General features: G+C 54.3%; 2 protein-coding genes. Both read right to left on the minus strand.

Going from position 1 to position 1,144, the window contains the following annotated elements; translation table 11 throughout:
• Positions 1-286: zinc ribbon domain-containing protein (locus NW852_RS05170; protein ID WP_414426509.1), on the minus strand; the 286-nt coding region annotated here is incomplete at its 3' end.
• A 49-nt stretch (positions 287-335) separates the two neighbouring features.
• Complete coding sequence (locus NW852_RS05175; protein ID WP_414426510.1) at positions 336-860, minus strand: transposase; 525 nt, start codon at positions 858-860, stop codon at positions 336-338.
• Positions 861-1,144 lie beyond the last annotated feature (284 nt).

Here is a 1,144-nt window from a genome sequence, read left to right on the forward strand (position 1 = left end):
TAACTCGCGCTGAGTTGTGGTCTCCACCAATACTCAACCCGCAATGCGGACAATCTTGCCACCGCTCATGCAGCTCTTTGGCAACCTCACGACCACACCCCGAACACTCCTGGCTACTACCGCGGGGATCCACTGCAATGGTTAACAGCCCGGCTCTCTCGGTCTTGGCTGCCAGAATTTGCAGGAACTGCCCCCAACCGGCGTCATGGACAGACTTGGCCAACCTTGTCCTTGCCAAACCTTTGATGTTCAACGCCTCATGGGCTACGTGCTTCCCTTTTCTCAAGAGCTTATGAGCGGTTTTGTGGTGGAAATCTCGGCGCTGATTGGCTACTTTACTGGTGCACCTTGGCTAGTCGTTTCACTGCTTTTTTGTAACGACTTGACCCTTTCTTTTTCCTGGATACGGCCCTTTGCAATCGCTTCAGCTTCTTCTCCGTCCGGCGATAGTACTGGGGCACCTCAACCGATTCCCCTTCATCAGCCACCCAAAAAGCATTGAGCCCCAGGTCTATCCCAATTGTGTTTTCCCACGTTGGGGGGTCAGGGTTCAATTCAGGAACAGACGAATCCTGCAAGCTCAAGGTCACGTACCACCCATCAACCTTGCGGGTGACGGTTGCCGTTTTGATCACCAGCCCCAAGGACTCCGTCCCGCTAGCGTGAACGGGAAACAGAGCCTTAGTATTGACCAAGTCTCGTTTTTGGGAGTAGTAGGTGGGCTGATCTTTCAACTTAGGCAGGTGACAAACCACTAAAGAGCAAGCATGGATATCACAGCGATTTTGCTCCCACCAGTTGAACCGTTCCGCCAAGCGATAGTTGTACTGCCTACACAGCAGCTCCAGCCAGCCGTCCATCCAGGTAACTTGCCTGGAAGTAGGGCGCAAGCGGTACTGGTAAGCAATTCTCATGATGAGAGTATTGTACCTGTTTATAACTGGAATGTTGCCGCCTCTCCCAAGCGACCCTGACCGGCCCCCCAGTCCCCCCGTATACGGGGGGATATAGGGAGGTACAGGGCGGGGCTTCAAGGACTACGTCCCGCTAGCGCGAGCGGCGGATTAGCTAAAACGTGCGCAGAAGTTTGGGATCCACCTCGCCCACATAGGTGTTGAGACCAATGGCCGTGGCAACTAGAGCC

The sequence above is a fragment of the Synechococcus sp. H60.1 genome, from assembly GCF_047462335.1.
Taxonomy (GTDB): Bacteria; Cyanobacteriota; Cyanobacteriia; order Thermostichales; family Thermostichaceae; genus Thermostichus.

Excerpts from the sequence above, each read along its gene's own strand:
- NW852_RS05175 (WP_414426510.1), bottom strand. The coding sequence starts at position 860 with ATGGACGGCTGGCTGGAGCTGCTGTGTAGGCAGTACAACTATCGCTTG.